Source organism: Paracoccus sediminis, from assembly GCF_900188295.1.
GTDB lineage: Bacteria > Pseudomonadota > Alphaproteobacteria > Rhodobacterales > Rhodobacteraceae > Paracoccus > Paracoccus sediminis.
The window spans coordinates 177935-193999 of sequence record NZ_FZNM01000006.1; the positions used below are offsets into that span (position 1 = coordinate 177935).

Annotated in this window: 15 protein-coding genes; all 15 read left to right on the plus strand. The window is 67.8% G+C overall.

All coding sequences use genetic code 11. From position 1 onward, the window contains the following. Positions 1 to 13 precede the first annotated feature (13 nt). The 15 genes from CHB77_RS10775 to CHB77_RS10845 all read left to right on the plus strand — a co-directional run bounded on the left by CHB77_RS10775 (position 14) and on the right by CHB77_RS10845 (position 16047). Positions 14 to 2824: a phage tail sheath subtilisin-like domain-containing protein gene (locus CHB77_RS10775; RefSeq protein ID WP_089388205.1), complete on the plus strand. Its 2811-nt coding sequence runs from the start codon at positions 14 to 16 to the stop codon at positions 2822 to 2824. 24 nt (positions 2825 to 2848) lie between these two features. Next, positions 2849 to 3301 carry a phage tail protein gene (locus CHB77_RS10780; RefSeq protein WP_089388206.1) on the plus strand — a complete coding sequence of 151 codons (453 nt, stop codon included), beginning with the start codon at positions 2849 to 2851 and terminating at the stop codon, positions 3299 to 3301. Positions 3302 to 3312: 11 nt separating this feature from the next. After that, complete coding sequence (locus CHB77_RS10785) at positions 3313 to 4674, plus strand: phage tail sheath subtilisin-like domain-containing protein (protein WP_089388207.1); 1362 nt, start codon at positions 3313 to 3315, stop codon at positions 4672 to 4674. Further along, positions 4674 to 5369, plus strand: a complete 696-nt coding sequence (locus CHB77_RS10790) for a phage tail protein (RefSeq protein ID WP_165456254.1) — start codon at positions 4674 to 4676, stop codon at positions 5367 to 5369. The genes CHB77_RS10785 and CHB77_RS10790 overlap by 1 nt, the downstream gene beginning before the upstream one ends. A 9-nt stretch (positions 5370 to 5378) precedes the next feature. Beyond that, positions 5379 to 6005 (plus strand): CIS tube protein, encoded by a 627-nt coding sequence (locus CHB77_RS10795; RefSeq protein WP_089388209.1) that lies wholly within the window; start codon positions 5379 to 5381, stop codon positions 6003 to 6005. Between the two features lie 10 nt (positions 6006 to 6015). After that, a complete protein-coding gene (locus CHB77_RS10800) occupies positions 6016 to 6204 on the plus strand; it encodes a hypothetical protein (RefSeq protein WP_089388210.1) in 189 nt (62 codons plus the stop codon). 2 nt (positions 6205 to 6206) lie between these two features. Beyond that, positions 6207 to 7478 (plus strand): hypothetical protein, encoded by a 1272-nt coding sequence (locus CHB77_RS10805; RefSeq protein ID WP_089388211.1) that lies wholly within the window; start codon positions 6207 to 6209, stop codon positions 7476 to 7478. Beyond that, the gene (locus CHB77_RS10810; RefSeq protein ID WP_089388212.1) at positions 7475 to 8026 is read left to right on the plus strand and encodes a phage baseplate assembly protein V; all 552 of its coding nucleotides are present in this window, start codon (positions 7475 to 7477) and stop codon (positions 8024 to 8026) included. The genes CHB77_RS10805 and CHB77_RS10810 overlap by 4 nt, the downstream gene beginning before the upstream one ends. 12 nt (positions 8027 to 8038) lie before the next feature. Beyond that, positions 8039 to 8512, plus strand: a complete 474-nt coding sequence (locus CHB77_RS10815; protein ID WP_089388213.1) for a hypothetical protein — start codon at positions 8039 to 8041, stop codon at positions 8510 to 8512. Between the two features lie 224 nt (positions 8513 to 8736). Then, a complete protein-coding gene (locus tag CHB77_RS10820) occupies positions 8737 to 8934 on the plus strand; it encodes a hypothetical protein (protein ID WP_089388214.1) in 198 nt (65 codons plus the stop codon). Position 8935: 1 nt separating this feature from the next. Beyond that, positions 8936 to 9325 carry a DUF4150 domain-containing protein gene (locus tag CHB77_RS10825; RefSeq protein WP_089388215.1) on the plus strand — a complete coding sequence of 130 codons (390 nt, stop codon included), beginning with the start codon at positions 8936 to 8938 and terminating at the stop codon, positions 9323 to 9325. 2 nt (positions 9326 to 9327) lie between these two features. Beyond that, positions 9328 to 9747, plus strand: a complete 420-nt coding sequence (locus CHB77_RS10830) for a GPW/gp25 family protein (protein WP_089388216.1) — start codon at positions 9328 to 9330, stop codon at positions 9745 to 9747. Positions 9748 to 9750: 3 nt separating this feature from the next. Next, positions 9751 to 12027: a putative baseplate assembly protein gene (locus CHB77_RS10835; RefSeq protein ID WP_089388217.1), complete on the plus strand. Its 2277-nt coding sequence runs from the start codon at positions 9751 to 9753 to the stop codon at positions 12025 to 12027. Then, on the plus strand, positions 12024 to 14750 hold the full coding sequence (locus CHB77_RS10840; RefSeq protein ID WP_165456255.1) for a phage tail protein: 2727 nt from the start codon (positions 12024 to 12026) through the stop codon (positions 14748 to 14750). Before CHB77_RS10835 ends, CHB77_RS10840 begins: the two co-directional genes overlap by 4 nt. Beyond that, positions 14734 to 16047: a hypothetical protein gene (locus tag CHB77_RS10845; RefSeq protein ID WP_089388219.1), complete on the plus strand. Its 1314-nt coding sequence runs from the start codon at positions 14734 to 14736 to the stop codon at positions 16045 to 16047. Before CHB77_RS10840 ends, CHB77_RS10845 begins: the two co-directional genes overlap by 17 nt. The last annotated feature ends 18 nt before the right edge of the window (positions 16048 to 16065 follow it).

The following is a 16065-nucleotide window of genomic DNA, read 5'->3' on the forward strand; positions in this document are numbered from 1 at the left end:
AGGAGACGATACGATGCCCGAATATCTCCGCCCCGGCGTCTTCATCCAGGAGACCTCGTTCCGCGGCAAGCCTATCCAGGGGGTCAGCACCTCGACCGCCGGATTCGTCGGCGCCGCCCGCAGCGGCCCGGAAGGCAAGCCGACCTTCGTCGGCAGCTATGGCCAGTTCCGGCGGTTGTTCGGCGACCCGGTCACATCGCCTTCCGGGCTGGGCGATTACCTCGGCCACGCGGTCAAGGCGTTCTTCGAGAACGGCGGCAGCCGCTGCTATGTCGTCCGCACGCTTGGCCCCGGCGCCGCCGCGGCGGGACGGACAATGGACCAGGGCACGATCTTCCGGCTGGCGCGCGGCGTCACCGTCCGCGGCCCTACCGATACGCTGCGCCTGAACACGCTGCGCCAGGTCGCGCCGGGAACGGTGCTGCGCGTCTTCACCCGCCCTACGGCGACGGGCGCCTTTACCGAGCGGCTGGCGTCGGCGGTCGTTTCGATCAATCCGCTTGAAAATTCGGCGGTGCTGGCCAATCCCGTCGCCGCCGGCGTCACCTTCGAGCCTGAAAACACCCGGATCGAGATTCTCGGCGCGGCGCCCCTTGCGGATGCAGGCCCGGTCATCCGGTCCCGCCATCGCGGCAACGACGGCAACCGCCTGTCGGTCGAATTCCGGCCCCGAGACAAGGCTCCGGTCGCGCTGACAGCCTCGGCCGGGCGCCGCGTCGATGCGGCCATCCCGCTGGCCGCCGATGCCAATGCGGGGGACACGACGCTCGGCTTCACGCCGGCGGCAATGCAGAACCTCAGGGTCGGCGATCAGATCACCGTCGGGGCCGAGGCGCTGACGATCACGGCCATCGCCGATGGCGATGTCGAATTCGCGACCAGCAGCGGTGCGGCCGGGCTGGACCATTCAGGCGGCGGCGCCACGGCCGAACTGATCGCACGCGGCGGCAATCCGCTGGGAACGGTGCTGGCGCTGGGCGCGGCCCCGGCGGCCTTTGCCATCGACATGACGGGCGGTTCCGGCCCCTATGGACCGACGGCGATCCCGCACGACCTGGCCATGATGCTTCAGATCGGCGACGAGATCCGCGTCACCTCGGGCGGCGTCACGACCGACGTGACGCTGGCGCAGGTCAGGACCGCGCAGGACATCGCGCCGGGCGCCCATGTCACCGTGGACAACCCGCTTGCCGCCGCGGCCCCGGCCGCCACGCCGACGCGCCTTGTCGCCACCGCACCGGGTGCAGGTCTTTTCAGCCGCATCTATGTCAACGATGTCTCCGGCCTTGCCGCGCCGAACCGCGCGGGCGGATTCGAAAGGATCGCCGTGCAGAACACCGGCGGCTTCGCCAATGCCGAGGTCGTGCTGGTCGATCCGACACACAGCGCGCTGTGGCTGGGCGAAGCGGCAGGGAACTTTCCGGCGGGCGGCGTCGACGCGACGAACTGGGCGGCCTTCGAAGGGCTGCAAGCCGCCGCGAACGGCGACGACACGCTTTCCGTCGCCTCGACCGCCAGCTTCTATACCGGCGCAAAGGTCGAATTCGATACCGGCGCGGCCAAGATCGAAGCGACGGTCGCCGCCATCGACAGCGGCGCGCGGACCGTCACGCTTGCGGCGCCGCTGGCCCTGGCGTCCCCCCTGGACCTCGATCCCGATCCCGCAAGGCGCAACATGTTCCTGCGCGTGCACGAAATCGACGTGGTCGTCTGGCAGGCCGACGCCGAATCCGGAACGCCGGTCCTGGCCGAGGCGTTCGAGGGGCTGACCTGGAACAGCGACACCGCGACCGATGCCGGGTTGAAGTATTTCGCCGACCGGCTGAACGACAAGGAGATCGGATCGAAGCTGATCGAGGTCGATACCCCGGTTGCCGGGGCCGGCACCGATTTCGCCGATGCCCCCGCGACCGCCGACGGCTTTCCGAAATCGCTGCGAAACGGCGACAACGGCACCGCGATCACCGACCTGTCGCTGATCGGCGAGGATCTTGGCCCAAGCCGCCGCACCGGCATCGAGGCGCTGGCGGAACGCGACGACATCTCGATGGTCGCCGTGCCGGGCGTCACCGCCGAAACCGTGCAGGCCGCGCTGATTAGCCATTGCGAGCGGCTGAAATACCGCGTCGCGGTCCTGGACGCGCCGGTCGACGCGGAAGACGTGGTCTCGATCCAGGCGCATCGCAACAATTACGACAGCAAGTATGCGGCCTATTACGCGCCATGGCTGCGCGCGCTGAACACCGCGAATGGCCGGATCGAAAGCTTTCCGCCCTCGGGCTATGCGATGGGAATCTATGCCCGCACGGACAATGCGGTCGGAGTCCACAAGGCCCCCGCGAACGAGGTGGTGCGCAACATTGTCGATGTCGCGCTGCCCCTGACCGCCGCCGAGCAAGAGGTGCTGAACCCCGTCGGCATCAACCTGATCCGCGACCTGACCCCGCGCGGCATCCGCATGTGGGGCGCCCGAACGATCAGTTCGGACCAGGAATGGAAATACCTGAACTTCCGCAGGCTTTTCATCTTTGTCGAACATTCGATCGATATCGGCACCCAGTGGGTGGTGTTCGAGCCGAATTCCGAGGCCTTGTGGGAACGGGTGACGCAATCGATCACCGCGTTCCTGATTGGCGTCTGGAAATCCGGCGCACTGATGGGAACGACGCCCGAGGAAGGGTTCTTCGTGGCCTGCAACCGGTCAACCATGTCGCAGGACGACATCGATAACGGCCGCCTGGTCTGCGAGATCGGCCTCGCCCCCGTCGCCCCGGCCGAGTTCGTCATCTTCAAGATCGGCCAGTTCACCGCATCGAGCAGCTAGGCCCCAGCAACCGGAGACTGAACCATGGCAACGCCAAGGCCGAACCCCTATTCGAACTTCAACTTCATCGTCGAGATCGACAACGAGGAAGTCGTCGGCTTTTCCGAGGTCAGCGGCCTCGACAGCGAAACGGTCCCGATCGAATACCGCGAAGGCTCGGACCCGACCTCGGCGATGCGCCAGCTTGGAGGAACCGAGAAGTATTCGCCGGTGATCTTCAAGCGCGGCATCACCGGAAGCCTTTATCTTTGGGAATGGCGCAAGGAAGCGCGCGACGGCGGAACCACCTTTCCGCCGACCAAGACGGTCGTCATCAAGCTTCTGAACGAAAAGCACGACCGCAACGCGCCGGCCATGACCTGGACGCTGACGAACGCCTGGCCGACCAAGATCACCGGTCCGACGCTGAGCGCCAAGGGCAACGAATTCGCGGTCGAGCAGGTCGACATCGTCCACGACCGCCTGGACATCTCGTGAGGGCGTGAGCGATGACGCAGTCCTACCAGATCCCCGGTGTCTACAGCCGCCCCCGGTCGCGGGCCGAGGGATTCGCGCGGGTGCGCACGGATGTGGCCGGTTTTATCGGCATCGCCGGCCCGCGCCATGTGGGCGAGGCGCGCGCCGTGGACGACTGGCAGGGCTATGTCGCGCAGTTCCGCACCGACGACAGCGGCGGCGCGATACCGCCCCCGGCTGGCGCCACGCTGGACAAGGCGGTGCGCGACTATTTCGCGAATGGCGGGCGGCGGCTGTGGATCGTGAACGTTGCCTCATCGGTCGACGCGCTGGGTCCGCAGCAGCTTCTGAACCGGATGCTGGGCATCGACAATCTTGCGGCCTGGCACGGGCTGGAACTTCTTTTGCGCCAGCACGAGGTGGCCCTGGTCGCCCTTCCCGACCTTGATGCCGAAATCATGGTCGAGGACGACCGGTACGAGCCGCCGGGCAACCAGGGCGATCCCTGTTTCCGCCGCTGCGACCGCCGCGCCCCATCGGGTGTGCCCACGGCGCACCGCGCCGTCACCGCCACCGGCCATGGCCGCGTCCTTTCCGACGACGACATGCTGTGGGCTCAGCAATATGTCCTGGCGCGTCTGGAACGCGAACGCTGGCGCTGGTTCGCCATCTTTGCCCCGCCCGCGGGCCAGACCGTGGCCCGCGCCATCGACTGGCGCGAAAGGCTTACCCGCGCCACCGGCGGTTCGGACCTTGGCGCGCTTTACTGGCCCTGGCTGCGCGTGCAGGACAGTCCGGGCGCGCCCGAAGATCTCCGCTCGCCGGTGGGCGCTGTCGCCGGGGTCTTTGCCGCGACCGATTTGGCCGAGGGCGCGCATGTCGCCCCCGCAAACTGGCCCCTGACCGGCGTTGTCGGGCTGGAAACCGTCATCGGTGACCGCGAGAACGCACGCGCCTATGACGCGGGTGTCAACCTGCTGCGCGGTTTCGCGGGACAGGGCACGCTGATCTGGGGGGCGCGGACGCTGCTGTGGCAGGGACCGGCCGACGCCGCCGATCCGCTGTCCTTCGTCAATGCCCGCCGTTGCCTGTCAGCCATCGCGCGCACTTGCGAAGTCATCGGTCAGCCGATGGTGTTCGAGCCGAACAGCCCCCTTTTGCGGATCCGTTTCCACCAGATGATGGTCGATTATCTGCTGCGCGTCTTCGCCTCGGGCGCGCTTAAGGGCGCGGTGCCCGAGGACGGGTTCTTCGTCCAGGTCAATTCGGTCGAGGAAAGCCCCGAAGGGCATGTCGAATGCACCATCGGCGTCGCCCTGGCCCAGCCGTCCGAGTTCATCGAGTTCCGCATCGGCCGCGACGGCGGCGTCATCGAACGCGCGGAGGCCGCCTGATGGTCGATTTCCCGCTTTTCCAGCCGGTCCTGAAGATCAACTTCATGGTGACCATGTGGGATACGCCGGATTCGAACGGCGGCGGCGTTGGCGGCGTGCTCAGCAGCGTGGGTTCGGCGGTGCTTTCGGCCGCGACCCAGTTCGTGGCCGGCGGTTTCAAGTCGATCGAGGGGCTTGAGGCGGTCAACACGATCACCCCCTATAACCAGGGCGGCCAGAACGACACCGAGCTGCGATTCTTCGACCGCGCGACCTATTCCAGGATCGTGATGAAGCGCGGCGTGACCTTCAACACCGATCTCTGGGACTGGCACCACCAGGTCATCACCGGCAAGCGCAAGACCCGCAAAAGCGGCACCATCATCCTGATGGACACCCGCAAGCTGTTCGACATTCCCGGCGTCGGCGGCACCGTGCCCGGCATGTTCTTCCCGGTCGCGGGCTGGACCTTCCACAATGCGCTGCCCGCCAAACTCAGCGGCCCGGCGCTTGACGCCGCCGACGGACGCGGACCGGGCGCGGTCGCGATCGAGACGGCCGAACTGCACGCCGAAAAGATTGAGCGCCTTTCGCTGGCGCTGATCCCTGGCGTGGCCGACCTGAATTCGGTGCTGTCCGGACTGGTCGGCCTGGCCGGCGGCGCGGCGCTTGCGGGCGGCGCGGCGGGGGCCGCGGCCGCCGTCGGCGGGCTGTAGGAGCGCGCGATGGGACTTGTCATGGCCACCCTCGCCAACGCCTCGGATGCCAAGGACAAGGGCGTCCCGGTCATGTTCAACCCCAGCGAACTGACGGTGACAACGAACATCTTCTATCCCGAAATCTCGGTTCCCGGTTTGCAGACGCCGCTTCTGCAATTCCTGCGCGGCGAATCCAGGACGCTCGAGGCCGAGCTTTTCCTGGACCGCACCAATTCGGGAGAATCGCTGAAGGACGATCTGGACAAGCTGCGCAAATACGTCGCCATCGACAGCGACCTGCACGCCCCCCCGGTCTGCACCTTCGCCTGGGGCAAGGAAACCACGTTTACCGGCGTGATGGTCGAATTCAAGGAAAAGTTCGGCATCTTCGACAGCGAGGGCAAGATCCTGCGCGCCCGCGTGACGATCAAGCTGAAAGCCTATGAGGATGCCAACGTCCAGTACAAGCGGATCAACAAGCAGTCGCCCGACCGTTCCAAGACGCGGGTCACGCGGCAGGGCGACCGCTATGACCTGATCGCGGCCGAGGAATATGGCGACGCCTCGTTGTGGCAGCTTATCGCCAGTGCCAACGGCGACGACCGGCCCCGGCTTCTCGCCCCCGGCACCACGCTTTCGATCCCGGCGCTTTAAGGAGGATGTGATGGCCCAGACAAAAGTCGAGAACATGGTCACCGAGATCACCTTCGAACCGATGGTAATCACCGCCACCCCGCCCGGCCAGCCTGGCGGTGCCGACGACATCGCCCGCCTGCGCGAAATCCTGCGGCCGCTGATCTCGGATCTTCTGATCGAGGAATACGACACCGTCCGTCGTATCATGGGAGGTTGAGGATGGACGGCGACTTCGCCAAGGTTCTGGATGGCAAGCGTCCCGGAACGGCGTTGCACGCGCCGCAGGTGCGGATCGTCACCGACAAGGGCGAGCCGCTGACCGTGGACGGCAACCCGATTTCGCCCGACATCGCCAGTTCGGTCGTGACGCTGCCCGCCTCGGGCACGGCGGTGGTCGACGTCGTGCTGAACAACCAGCGCCACGACAAGGCCAACCCGAACCGCCCGGCCGCCCCGTCCTGGCGCTATAACGCGCTGAAGGAGGTCTCGTTCGGCAAGGTCTTCCGGGTCGATTACCGCTATGGGCAAGAGCCATGGACGCCGATGATCCTGGCCCGCATCACCGGGGTCGATTTCAGCTTCCCGTCGGCCGCCTGCGCGCAAGTCACGCTCAAGGGCGAGGATCTTTCGAGCCTCCTCAAGGTCAAGCCGCAAGAGCCGATGATCTACATGGAGGATCACGAAACCTTCATCGTCCAGAGCGAACTCGGCGACGGCGCCCCCGACCTCGGGATGGCGCCCCTGCCGGAATCGCCCTTCTCGGAAACGATCTCGCTGACCCGGCCGACCGACAAGACGCGGCTTCAATTCATCGCCGAACTGGCCGAGCGGATGGACTTCGAAACCTTCGTCGCTTTCAATGACGACACGCCGATCAAGCAGACCGGGGCGGTCGAACGCCCCGTCGCCTTTCATTTCATCCCGGCCCGTTCGGCAACCCTTGGCACCGTGGTCACGCTTGTCTGGGGCCGCGACCTGATCGATTTCAAGCCCGCCTTCAGCGTCTGGGACATCCCGACCGAGGCAACGGCATCGGGCAACGTTCCCCGAGACCGCGGCGCGATCGACGAGAAGGTGTCCTATGACGCCGACCGCGCGCTTGTCGTCAACGACCTGCACAGCGCGCCCGACGGCAAGGCGCCGACCGACGCCGTGAAGGCGCGCAACGAATTCTTCAACGCCCGGCCCGCCGTCAACCCGATCAACGTCAAAGTCGAGAACCTTGATAACGAACGCGCGCGGCTTGCGGCGGCGGCGGCGATGCGCAAGGGAATCCGTGGCTTCCTGACGGCCGAATTTTCCACCCTCGGCCTGACCACGATCCGGCCCGGCATCCATGTCGATCTCCAGGGTCTTTATGCGCCGTTCGACGGCATCTGGTATGTCACCCAGACCGTCCACACGCTGAACGCCGCAGGCTACATCACCAAGACATCGCTGCGCCGCCCCGGAATGCTTGACCCGGCCGGCTATCCGGGGGGCGCGGCATGACCGGCGGACGACACAGCATTTTCTCGGCGGTCCACGACCACGCCGCCATGCGGACCGGCCAGATCCGCGGCATCCGCCTGGCCGAGGTCGAGGACATCACCGACAAGGGCTATATCCTCAAATGGCTCAGCGGCAACGTCCGGTCGAAAAGCGCCCCGGCCCGCGCCGCCAGCTTCATGGCCGGCAAGGAACGCGGTGCCTATTTTCCCTTCGAAAAGGGCGACGAGGTCGTCGTGGGCTTCGTCGACAATAACGAGGACTATCCGGTGATCCTGGGCGCGCTCTGGTCCTCGCAGGATCCGCCGCCGCCGGATGCCGACACCTCGTCATCGAATAACACCCGCACCATCGTCTCGCGCGGGGGCCACGAGCTGACCTTCGACGATACCCAGAACGCGGGCAAGGTTCTGCTCAAGACCAAGGGCGGCATCCAGATCCTGATGGATGACGCGGCAAAAAGCCTGACCATCAAGCTGGACGACGCGAACAGCATCGTCATCGACACCTCGGGCGTGACCGTGACAGGCGCGGTCATCAACCTCAACTGACAGGAGCGACGCATGATTATCCAGGCCGCCGACAATGCGCTTCCGCATCTATTCCTGCGGGGATTCCGCGCGCCGGTCGGGCAGAAGGCCGCGCATGTCCAGGGCGATCCGGCCAATCCGGCGGACGACACGACCACCTTCGAGGAGGTCGGCACCTTCGTCGCGCGGTCCAGGCTGTCCTTTGCCGGTGCCGCCGTGAATCCGGGCGATGTGGCGACCGAGGACAAGCCCTATGCCGGGGCGCCGGCCGCCGGGCCGTTCCGCTATGAATCCGACATCCCGGTCTGGAAGCCCGCCCCCGACGTGGTCGTTGTCGATGCGATCACCGCGATTGATGCGGTCGTGAACGATCCCGCCATCGCGCCCCTGCCGCCGCCGCCCTACAGCGATGCGCTGGCGGCCGATATCGACGCCGTGCTGGTCGCCGCCCCTTCGGCACCGTCGAGATCGACCGAGGCGCGGGGTTCGGTCCGGTCCTGGGGCTGAATTTCGGCTGGCTGTCGCGCGGCACCGCGCCGCGTCTGGCGCTTGCCGGGGATGCGGCGACGAACGACCCTTGGCAGCTGAACACGTTCAAGGCGGACCAGTTCAAGCTGCCCGCCGGCTATGACAACGGCTTCCAGAACGGCCGCCCGCTTGCGGGCCAGCAGGCGTTCGCGCGCGGCGACCGGCTGCGGTTCACGGACACCACCCCGGCCGGGCCTGATGTCGTGACGACCGTCACCATCCCCGCGGCGCCGGTGCTGGCCGTCACGCAGGACGGCGCGCCGCTTGACCCGCCGCTGACCCTGACGCCGCTGGCCGACACCGTCGTCATGGACCGCGGTGCGCGGGAATTCCTGATCCTCTGGCGCGCGACCTTTCCATGGGATGCGCGCTTTGAGACCGCCACGCTGGAGGTGGGCTGACATGGGCAGGCCCATCACCACCACCAAGGGCGGCATCTGCTTTGCCTTCCCGAATGTCTGCCTGACGCAGGTCGGTCCGGTGACAGTGCCGATCCCCTATCCGTCCATCGGCCAGATCAGCGACGCGGGCGGGACATCGAAGGTCATGGCGGGCGGCAGCAACGTCGTGCGCAAGGCGGATTCGATCCCTTCCACCACCGGCGATTCCGCCGGCCAGGCGGGGGTCACGTCCGGGACGGTCGGCGGAAAGGTCGAGTTCATGTCCCACTCGGCCACCGTCAAGGCCGAGGGGTCCGAGGTCGTGCGCATGTTCGACCAGACCAAACAGAATGACGGAAACGCCGTCGGCATCGTGCTGGGCGGCTTTCCCACGGTCCTGGTAGGAGGCTGAGCATGGCACTGGCCGACCCCCGGCTGATCGGACCCCGCCCGCATCTGGGCGTCGGCTGGGCCTTCCCGGTCCGCCCGGTTGGCGGCCGCCTAGGCTATGCGCGCTACGAGGAGGATGTCGAGCAGGCCATCGAGATCATCCTGCGCACCAATCCGGGCGAACGGGTCATGCTGCCCGGCTTTGGCGCCGGCCTGCGCCGGTTCCTGTTCGCGCCGAACGGCGCCGTCACCCACGGCCGGGTCGAGGAGGCGGTGCGCAACGCGCTGATCGACCAGGAACCGCGCATCACTGTCGAGCGTGTGACCGCCCTTGCTGCCGAGGACGAGCCGAACCTGATGCGGATCGAGATCGACTATGTCGTCCGCCGCTCCAATGCCTTCTTCAACCTCGTCTATCCCTTCTACCTGACCGAGGCGGACTGAGCCATGCCGCTGACCCCTCCCACCGTCGCCGACCTGACCTTTGCCACCGTCGAGCCGATGCTGCGCGAGCGCATCCCCATCGTCGCGCCGGAATGGACCGATCACAATGCGTCTGACCCCGGCATCGCCCTGATCCAGCTTTTCGCGCATCTGTCCGAACAGCTGGGCTATCGCCTGAACCGGGTACCCGAAAAGACCTATGTCGAATTCCTGCGGCTGGTGGGCGTGACGCTGGCCCCGGCGCGCGCCGCCCGGACCCGCATCGCCTTCACGCTGGCCAAGCCCGGCGAGGCTCAGGGCGTGCTGGTCCCGGCGGGCAGTCGGATCAACGGCAAGGGTCCGGGCGGCGCAGCCCCGGTTTTCGAGACCGACCGCGACCTCGATGTCCTGCCGGTGCAGCTGGCCGCCCTGGTGACGGCGCGGGACGAGCTTCTGGACATCAATGGTCCCGACGACAAAGGCCCCACCGCCGGAAACGCGGATCCGGTCGCCTATGTCGATGAACGCTTCTCGCTTGCCTGGGACGGCAAGAAACCCAAGCTGAAGGACATGCCGCTTCAGCCGGTGGGCCTTTTCCTCAGGCCCGAGGAACAAACGCATCGCGTCCTTTATCTGGGCCTTGCCTTCAACCCGATCCACTCCGCCGGTTTCCTTGGCGCGCGGGCCAGCCTGCATCTGCAACTCGACGGCGACGAGGAGGCCGACCCGGACTCTCAGGTCAAGGCTGGGGGCGTCGCTCTTACTGTCGCCAATGCCCTGCCGGAAGGTCCGCCGCTGGCCCGCTATGACTATTACCGCCCGCCCGCCATCGGCGAGCCGGCGGGAAGCTGGCAGCCGCTGACCGTCCTGTCGGACGAAACCGATGGCTGGACCCGCTCGGGCACGATACGCTTCGACGTGCCGGAACGGGTCGGCCCGGTCCCCGCCGATGCCTGGATCGATGTCGAACCCGACATGCCGCATCCGCTGGTCGACCAGATCAAGACGCCGGTGGCGGGCACGCCCGCGGAAGTGCCGGTCAGCGGCTGGATCAGCGTCACCTTCGCGCTGCCGCCAAAAAGCCGCATCCGCTCGCTGGGCTTCAACACGATGACGGCGACGAACCTGCAAACCGTCGTCGGTGAGCGTCTTGGCCGCGGCACCGGCCTTTCGGCGCAGACGATGACCCTGACGAACACCAACCTCGACCCGGACAGCCTGCGGCTGGTCAGCCGCGATCCGAACCGTTTGCCAGAATACCTGTCCTGGCGGCGGGTGTCCGACTTCGACGATGCCGGGCCGAACGATCCGGTCTATGTGCTGGATGCCGAGGCCGGGCTTGTCCTTTTCGGCGATGGCTTTGCCGGACGGCCGCCTTTCGCGACGGAAGTGGTGGTGGCGGAACGCTATCGCCACGGCGGCGGGCCGGACGGCAACGTCGATACCGGCGCGGTCGCGCAGCCCGACGCCTTGCCCGCAGCGATTGACGGCGCGTTCAACGTCACGCCCGCGCGGGGCGGCCATCGGGCCGAGACCGTCGAGGAAGCCAAGCGCCGCGCCCCCGCCGCCTTTCGCCGCCGCGGGCGCGCCGTCACCGCCGCGGACTTTCGCGAGACCGCGCTTGAATCGCCCGGCGTCGAGGTCGCCCGCGCCGAGGTCGTTGCACGGCACCTGCCCTATCCGATCGGCCATAAAGTCGGCGGCTTTGACGCCTCGGGCATCGATTTCGGAACCGAGACGCCCGGCGCCCTGACCGTGATCGCCGTTCCCGACCGCCCCGGCCCCTATCCGATGCCGACTGAGGGCGAGTTGTCCGCCGTCGCCCGGCATCTGGACACGCTGCGACTCATCACCACCGAAGTGCATGTCAGCGGTCCGCAATATGTGCGTCTTTTCGACATGGCGATCACCGTGCGTGCCATGCCGGGCTATTCCGAGACAGTCCTGCGCGAGGCCATCATGGACCGGCTGCGCACGCGATTTCACGTCCTGACCGGCGGCGTGGACGGAACGGGGTACCCGTTCGGCGCGCCGCTGCATCACGCCGACCTCGTGGCCGAGGCGATGGGGGTGCCGGGTGTGGCGCGCGTCGAAGGGCTGGACGGCTATGTGGACGGCACTACGCCCTCGGGCGCCGCGCGTCAGCTTTCCTGGCGCGTCGAACGGCGCGAGAAGGTGCGCATCACCAATTGCCCGCGCCCCGAGGACGAAACCGACACCGACCGCATCGTGCTGATGCCCGACGAATGCGTCTTCGTCGATCCCGACGGGCTGCTTGTAACCGTGGTGGGGTCGCCATGACCGGATCCCCCCTTGTCCGCCGGCTGCGCCCCGGTCTCGACCCGAACGGCGGCTTCTGGGCCATGCTGCGCTATCCGCATGACTGGGCAGGCGCTACGGGCCAGGGTGCAACGTGGGATCCGGCGCGCGGCGGCTTGGCGCTTGCGCCGCTGGCGCGGCCCGAACTGGCCGCCGACTGGCTGCCCCTTGCCCCGGTCGCGGGGCCTGACGGGTATCTTTACCGCGCCGACCCGGAAACCGGGCAGGTTCTGCGCAAGCGGCCGTGCGACGGCGGCTTCGGCCCGGTTCCGGGCCTTGGCGGCGCGGGCGCGTCGTCCGGCCGTTTCCGCGCGCCGGCAGGCGTCGCCTTTGACGCGCGGGGGCGGCTTTATGTCGCCGATGCCGGCAATGGGCGGGTGCAGATCATCGACCCGAAACAGGGCGCGGTCATCGCGGTCCTCGACGAGGGGCTGAGGCTTCCGACCCTTGCCGCCATCGCACCGGACGGCTCTGTCTTCGTCGCCGACGCGGGCACGGGAATGATCCACGTCTTTTCCCGGCGATTCCGGTCCTGTGGCGCGCTTGTCCTCGACACGCTCGACCCGATGACGAACACGCCCTGGACCACCGAGCCGCCGCCGCGGCCCCTGGCGCTGACGATCTTTGCCGACGGCACGCTTGCCATCTTCGACCCGCTGCGCCCGATGCTGTGGCACATGACCCGCGACGGCGCCCCGCTGCCCGCGCTCGGCTGGTTCGACGAGGCCGGGCTGCCCGCCGGCTGGTCGCCCACCCCCCGCCGGAACGGGGCCGAGGCGGAACTGATCCTGGGACCGATCGACGGCGGCATCTACGACCTTGCCTGGCACCGGATCGAGATCGACGCCGACACGCCGCCCGGCACCGCGATCGAGGTCCAGACCTTTGCCGCGAACGAGGCGGACACGCGCCTGCGCGCCTGGGCGCCCGAACGGCCGATCCCGATGCCGCGCGCTGTCGCGGACGGGCGCGGCAAGGCGCTTGACAGGCTGGTCCTCTCGGATCAGGCGCTCTGGTCCCTGTGGCGGCTGGGCCGCATGGTCCGCGACCTGCCTGTCATCGCCAGCCTCGCGGGCAGCGGGCCTGTCGATGCCGACACGCTGACCCTGCCGCGCGCTGCGGCGGCCCGGTTGCGCGCGGGCGACACCCTTCGCCTGACGACCCCTGCCGGGGCCGAGGCGATGGCCACGGTCGCCGCCGTCGCCGCCGCCAACTGGACGGTCGCCGCGACGGGCGCCGCTGCCTTGTTCGCCGCGCCGCCATCCCTCGCGCTGATCGAGCGGGACGGGGTTGCCCTGCCCTACGGCCCGTCCGAGCTGCCGTTTCTTTTCCCCGCAGCGCCCGCCCTCTGGCCGTCGCGCACCGATGGCAAACCCGGCGAACTTGCGCTTCCGCCCGAACTTGCCGCGATCCTAGGCCCGGCCGATGTCATCGAGGCGCGGGACGGCGATGCCAGTGCGCGCATCGAACTGGTCGAGCCGCTGGACGACGATATCGCCGTCACGTTGACCGCGCCCGTCGCGGGCGACTTCTCGACCGCGACCGTCACCCTTGAGGCCGCGCCCGGTCGCCTGATCCTGCGCGGCGCCCTGCCCACCGACGGGCCGCTGCCACGGGGCGCTACGATCTCGGTCATCTCGGACGACGGCGCCACGATCATGGCCGCCGCCTGGGCCGACGCCGCGACCGGCACCCTGTTCCTGTGGGAACCGCTGGACGGCGCGGCCATGGCAGCCAACTGGACCAACGCGATCTTCCCGGAACCCGTGGCATCGGACCGGGGCCGCTATCTGTGGCTGCGCGTCAGGATGACGGGACGGGGCCTGCCGCCGCCGGGCCGGGTCGGTCCGCCCACCGTGGCGACCGCGACGCCGGTGATCCGCTCGCTGCGCATCACCGCGCCGCGCTACAGCCTGCTTGACTGGCTGCCGCCGCTTTTCGCCCAACGCGACGCCCAGGCCGAACCGCCCGGCGGCAGCTTCCTCGAACGGTTCCTGTCGCTGTTCGAGGACCAGTTCACCGAAGCCGAAGCCGCCTTCGAAAGCATCTCGCGCCTGATGAACCCCCGCGCCGCCGATGCCGACTGGCTGGCCTTCGTCGCGGGCTGGCTGGACCTTGCCTTTGATCCTTCCTGGCCGATGGAACGCCGCCGCAGGCTGGTCATCGAGGGCGCGAGCCTTCAGGCCGGACGGGGCACGCCCGCCGCGCTGCGCCGCTATCTGGAGATCTATACCGGCAACGCCGTCGGCATCGTCGAGGATTTCCGCAACCGCCCTCCCGAACCGATCCAGCTTGGCGCGCGTGGCGCGCTGGGCGTGGCGCCGCTGGGCGGCGTCACGCTGAACCGTGCGCTGGCGCACCGCTTCTCGGTCAGCGTCACCTTGCCAAGCCGTGCGGACCGCCGCACCGAGCTTTCGGCGGTTCGCAAGATCATCGACGACATGAAGCCCGCGCATACCGCATACGCGTTGAAGACCGGCGGCGCCGGGGCGCAGCGCATCGGCATGGGATCGACCGTCGGCGCCATCGTCATCCCCGGCCCCGGCCGGACCAGACCCTGCACCTGCGACCCCGACGCGCCGCCCGGCGACCGTCCGCAACCCGGCAATCTTGCCGAGGGCGGCTTCCGGCTTGGCGGCAGGCTGGGGGGCGGGTCCGTGACCGAATTCCGACCGCAAGGAGACGCACATGTCCAAATGGCGTGATCTGAACCGGATGAGGGACTGCGGAGAGGCGCATTGCGACCTGCCCGCCGGCTTCTTCCGGGTGAACTATTTCCACGGCAAAGAGATGCGGCTTGCCGATTATGTCGACGAACAGCGATACCACGCCGGCAAGATGCGCTTCCACAACGCCAGGCTGCACGGCGAGGGCATCCTGTGCGGGCTGAAGCTGTCGGTCCTGGAACCGGAAGGCACGCTTCTGCGCGTCGGCCGGGGCGCTGCCATCGACGCCTGCGGGCGCGAGATCGTGGTCGGTTTCGACCAATGCGTCGATGTGGCCGCCTGGTTCCGCCAGCAGGCTTACAAGTTCCGCGACCAGGACAACAATCCATGCAAGCCGGACGAGGCGAACCGCGTCAAACTGTGCGTCGCGATGCGTCATGCCGAATGCGGCGGCACGCCCGAGCCGGTGCCGCCGGACCCCTGCGCCAGCCACGACGACTGCGGCTGCGGGTGCAGCAGGTCGGGGCCATGCAACGGCGGCGATCCCTGCGGTCAGCAGGCCGAGTTCGGCCGCATCACCGAGGAATTCGAGTTGCGCCTGATGTTTGCCGACGAGGCGAAGACGCTGACCCGGCACCGTCTGTTCCCGGCCAGCGAGGCGATCGATAACGCCATCGCCACGACCGGCGGCGCAACCGGCCTTCTGGCCGCGCTGACCCCGCCGCTCCGCGAGCGATGCCGTTGCGATGACAACGAATGGCTTAACCTTGGATGCTTTCACGCCACCGTCAAAGCCGACCATCCCGACGAGGTGATCGCCATCCAGGACTTCGATTATGGCTGCGCCTCGCAGGTGCTGCTGTCGACCGAGGTCATCCAGTATCTTCTTGCCGGGATCCTGGCCGAGGTCGATCCCGACATCGGCGGCCCCGAGATCACGTCGATCACCTTTCGCAGGCTTGACGGGCAACGCCATCAATTCGCCCTGCATCTCAGCAGCAGGATCGACGCCAAGACCCTGGATGACGAGGCCAGCTTCGGCCTGCGGCAACTGACCAGGGATGGCTGGATTCATCCGGCTGGCGAGGCGGTCAAGGCCAGCTATTCCGAAAAAATCCTGGGCGAGGCGAACCTTGACGGTCCGGCGATCTACATCGCGGTCGCCAGCGCCTTCCTGGCTGCGGGCGGCCGCTATCACCTGTTCGCCCATGAAAATGCCGATCCGGTGGTCGACCCGCTTCTGCGCCGCCTGCGCCCGCGCCATCTCTCGTGGCGCTTCTGTCTTGGGCAGGACAATGCTGGCGACGGCCTGACCATGCATCCGCTGGGAGTGTGACGCCATGGCCGAGACAGG

Excerpts from the sequence above, each read along its gene's own strand:
- CHB77_RS10775 (WP_089388205.1), top strand. The coding sequence starts at position 14 with ATGCCCGAATATCTCCGCCCCGGCGTCTTCATCCAGGAGACCTCGTTC.
- CHB77_RS10780 (WP_089388206.1), top strand. The coding sequence starts at position 2,849 with ATGGCAACGCCAAGGCCGAACCCCTATTCGAACTTCAACTTCATCGTC.
- CHB77_RS10785 (WP_089388207.1), top strand. The coding sequence starts at position 3,313 with ATGACGCAGTCCTACCAGATCCCCGGTGTCTACAGCCGCCCCCGGTCG.
- CHB77_RS10790 (WP_165456254.1), top strand. The coding sequence starts at position 4,674 with ATGGTCGATTTCCCGCTTTTCCAGCCGGTCCTGAAGATCAACTTCATG.
- CHB77_RS10795 (WP_089388209.1), top strand. The coding sequence starts at position 5,379 with ATGGGACTTGTCATGGCCACCCTCGCCAACGCCTCGGATGCCAAGGAC.
- CHB77_RS10800 (WP_089388210.1), top strand. The coding sequence starts at position 6,016 with ATGGCCCAGACAAAAGTCGAGAACATGGTCACCGAGATCACCTTCGAA.
- CHB77_RS10805 (WP_089388211.1), top strand. The coding sequence starts at position 6,207 with ATGGACGGCGACTTCGCCAAGGTTCTGGATGGCAAGCGTCCCGGAACG.
- CHB77_RS10810 (WP_089388212.1), top strand. The coding sequence starts at position 7,475 with ATGACCGGCGGACGACACAGCATTTTCTCGGCGGTCCACGACCACGCC.
- CHB77_RS10815 (WP_089388213.1), top strand. The coding sequence starts at position 8,039 with ATGATTATCCAGGCCGCCGACAATGCGCTTCCGCATCTATTCCTGCGG.
- CHB77_RS10825 (WP_089388215.1), top strand. The coding sequence starts at position 8,936 with ATGGGCAGGCCCATCACCACCACCAAGGGCGGCATCTGCTTTGCCTTC.
- CHB77_RS10830 (WP_089388216.1), top strand. The coding sequence starts at position 9,328 with ATGGCACTGGCCGACCCCCGGCTGATCGGACCCCGCCCGCATCTGGGC.
- CHB77_RS10835 (WP_089388217.1), top strand. The coding sequence starts at position 9,751 with ATGCCGCTGACCCCTCCCACCGTCGCCGACCTGACCTTTGCCACCGTC.
- CHB77_RS10840 (WP_165456255.1), top strand. The coding sequence starts at position 12,024 with ATGACCGGATCCCCCCTTGTCCGCCGGCTGCGCCCCGGTCTCGACCCG.
- CHB77_RS10845 (WP_089388219.1), top strand. The coding sequence starts at position 14,734 with ATGTCCAAATGGCGTGATCTGAACCGGATGAGGGACTGCGGAGAGGCG.